Source organism: Streptomyces sp. NPDC054956 (assembly GCF_053609185.1).
Map to the genome: position 1 here is coordinate 1 of NZ_JBSGXB010000501.1, position 3,500 is coordinate 3,500.

Consider the following 3,500-nt stretch of genomic DNA (forward strand, 5'->3'; position numbering starts at 1 on the left):
CCCCCCACTCCGCGCGCGGTCACCTCGGCGGGGTCAGCCGCTCCCACAGGAAGGTGTGGACGAGCGCCTCGTTGAAGGCGGTCTGCCCGTGGTCGGTGGCACCCGCGTGGCCGCCGCCGAGGTGCTCGTGGAAGAGCACGGGATGCCCGAACTCCCGCAGCCGGGCCGCCATCTTGCGCGCGTGCCCGGGATGGACGCGGTCGTCGCGGGTGGAGGTCAGCAGCAGCATCGGCGGGTACGGGGACCCCTCCGTGCGGATCCGGTGGTACGGGGAGATCCGCTCCAGGTGGGGCCGGTCGGCCGGGCTGTCGGGGTCCCCGTACTCGGCGATCCAGCTGGCCCCGGCGAGCAGCTTGTGGAAGCGGAGCATGTCGAGCAGCGGCACGTGGGCGACGACCGCCCCGAACAGTTCCGGGTCGCGGGTGATCATCGCGCCCATGAGCAGCCCGCCGTTGCTGCCGCCCTCGATGCCCAGTTGCGCGGGGGTGGTGACCTCCCGGGCGATGAGGTCCCGGGCGACGGCGGCGAAGTCCTCGTACGCCCGGACCCGGTTCGCGCCGAGGGCCGCCTTGTGCCAGTCGGGCCCGTACTCGTGGCCGCCCCGGATGCCCGCGACGACGTACGTTCCGCCGCGCTCCAGCCAGGCGCGCCCGGTGACGGCGCTGTAGCCCGGGACCATGGAGATCTCGAAGCCGCCGTACCCGTAGAGCAGGGTGGGTCCCGGGCCGGGGCGGTCCTCGGGCCCGACGACGAAGTACGGAACCTCGGTGCCGTCCGCGGACGTCGCGAAGTACTGGCGGACGGCGAGGCCCTCGGTGTCGAAGAGGGCCGGACCCTGCTTGACGCTCTCGTCGGCGCCGGCCGGTGCCGTGCCCCGGTAGAGGGTGGACGGCTGGAGGAAGCCCGCGACGTTCAGGAAGAACTCGTCGCTCACGTCCGGGTCCGTGCCGGTGACGGAAGCCGTGGACAGTGGCGGCAGACCGGCCAGCGGTGCGCGGCTCCAGCCGTCGGGGCCCGGGCCGGGGGTGAGGATCTCCATCCGGGAGGAGACGTCGGCGCTGGTGGTGAGGATCAGGTGGTGGCGGGTCCAGCTCCAGCCGGAGAGGGCGGTGTGCCCGTCCGGGGTGAAGAGCACCGCCGGCTCCCGCTCCCCCGCCCGGAAGGCCTCGAAGTCGAAGGCGAGCAGGCTGCCCGCCTCGTGGCCGAGCCACGGCGACTTCGGGGCGACGATCAGCCACTCGCGGTGGACGGAGGCGCCGGCGTCGTCCGGTACCTCGATCTTCAGGGGCTCGGCGCCGGTCCCGTCCTCGGGCAGGAGGAACAGCTCCTGCTTCCAGAAGTCGATCTGCCGGTGGACGAAGTCCCGTTCGAAGCCGGGCGTGTCGTCGTGCCATCCGGAGGCGGACAGGTCCGAGGGCTTGCCCTCGTAGACCGTTTCCGCCTCCGCCAGGGGCGTGCCGCGCCGCCAGCGGCGCACCTGGAGGGGGTAGCCGGACCCGGACATCGAGCCGGGGCCGAAGTCCGTCCCGATCCAGACCCGGTCACGGTCGATCCAGCCGATCCGGGTCTTGGCCTCCGCGACCTCGAACCCGCCCTCGACGAACTCCAGCGTCTCCAGGTCGAACTCGCGCACCACGCAGGCGTCCGCGCCGTCCCTCGACAGCATCACCAGGGCATGGCGGTGCTCGGGTGCCAGGACGGCGCTGCCCGCCCAGGCCCACTTCTCCCCCTCGGCCTCGGCCAGGGCGTCCAGGTCCAGGACGGGCTCCCAGTCGGGCCGCTCCTTGCGGTACTCCTCCAGCGTGGTGCGGCGCCACAGGCCGCGCACGTGGTCGGCGTCCTGCCAGAAGTTGTAGAGGTGCCGGCCCCGGCGGCGGGTGTACGGGATCCTGCCGTCGTCGTCGAGGACCTCGCGGACCGCCGACTCCAGCACCTTGAACCCGGGGTCCTCGGCCAGCGCGGCGACGGTCTCGGCGTTGCGCTCGCGGACCCAGTCGAGGGCGGCCTCGCCGGATACGTCTTCGAGCCAGAGATAGGGGTCTGCATCACTCATCCGCCGATTGTGCAGGATCGGCACGAGTGCTTCCGACCGCGGAGGCCCGGGGGCAACGCGAGCAGCCCGCCCGGGGCGGCGCCCGGCGGAAAATCCTTTGCCCGGGCGGGGGCGGGCACCGACGATGGACCGTCGTGAGCAGATCCCGTTCGTCCTCCGTACTTCCCGACCTCGCCCCGTTCCGGTCCAGCCCCGACTTCCGGCTGCTGTTCTACCAGGGCACGGTCACCTTCTTCGGCTCGTTCATGGCGATGATCGCGCTGCCGCTCCAGATCAAGCACCTCACGGACTCGCCGCTGGCGGTCGGTGCGATGGGCGCGGTGGAGCTGGTTCCGCTGGTGGTCTGCGGGCTCTACGGGGGCGCCCTCGCCGACTCCGTCGACCGGCGGCGGATGATCCTGCTCACCGAGGCCGGGCTCGGGCTCCTCGCCCTCGTGCTCCTGGTGAACTCGGCCCTGCCGGACCCGCTGCTGTGGCCGCTGTACGTGGTCGCGGGCGGGGTGTCGGCACTGACCGGGCTCCAGCGGCCGGCCCTGGACTCGCTGATGGCGCGGATCGTGCCGCACGACCAGTTGACGGCGGCCGCCGCGCTGAACGGGCTCCGCTACCAGTTCGGGGCGATCGCGGGCCCGGCGCTGGCCGGGCTGATCGTCGCGTACGCCGGATACGCCTCGGCGTACGCGCTCACCGTCGCGGGGTTCCTCGTATCCGTCCTGCTGTGCCTGAGGTTGCGGCCGGCTCCGCCGGTGCGCGGCGCCGAGCCCCCGTCGCTGCGCGCGATCGCCGAGGGGGCGCGGTACGCGTGGAGCCGTCCGGTGCTGCTCGGCACGTACGCCGTCGACCTGGCGGCGATGTTCTTCGCGTTCCCGAACTCCGTCTTCCCCTTCCTCGCGGACGAGCTCGACGCGGTGTGGGCCCTGGGCCTGATGTACGCGGCGGGCGCGGTGGGCTCGATGGTGCTGGGGCTGACCAGCGGCTGGGTGTCGCGGGTACGCCGGCACGGTCTGCTGGTGGTCTGCGGGGCGGGGGTGTGGGGACTGGCGGTGGCCGCCGCGGGCTGGTCCGGCGACATCTGGCTCGTCCTGCTGTGCCTCGCGGTGGCCGGCGCCGGCGACATGCTCAGCGGACTGGGGCGCGCCACGATCTGGAACCAGACGATCCCGGAGGAGCTGCGGGGGCGGCTCGCGGGGATCGAGGTGCTCTCGTACAGCGTCGGCCCCCAGCTCGGCCAGGTCCGGGCGGGCACGATGGCCGGCTGGACCGGCACCCGTTCGGCCCTGTGGAGCGGCGGCCTGGCCTGCGTGGCCTCGGTGGCCCTCCTGACCGCCCTGCTGCCGAAGCTGATCTCCTACGACGCGGACACGGACGAGGACGCACTGCGCCGCCGGGCCGCGAAGGAGGCGGAGCCCAGCGGGACGGCGGCGGTCTGACGGAGTCCGACGGGGAT

2 protein-coding genes are annotated in these 3,500 nt (G+C 73.3%); one reads left to right on the top strand and one right to left on the bottom strand.

What is annotated here, in order from left to right:
• Nucleotides 1-19 precede the first annotated feature (19 nt).
• Entirely contained in the window at nt 20-2,053 is a 2,034-nt protein-coding gene (locus tag ACWGDE_RS37365) for a prolyl oligopeptidase family serine peptidase (RefSeq protein WP_453393532.1), read from the bottom strand.
• A gap of 134 nt (nt 2,054-2,187) precedes the next feature.
• On the opposite strand from ACWGDE_RS37365, the gene ACWGDE_RS37370 reads away from it, so the two are divergent.
• Entirely contained in the window at nt 2,188-3,483 is a 1,296-nt protein-coding gene (locus tag ACWGDE_RS37370) for an MFS transporter (RefSeq protein ID WP_453393533.1), read from the top strand.
• The last annotated feature ends 17 nt before the right edge of the window (nt 3,484-3,500 follow it).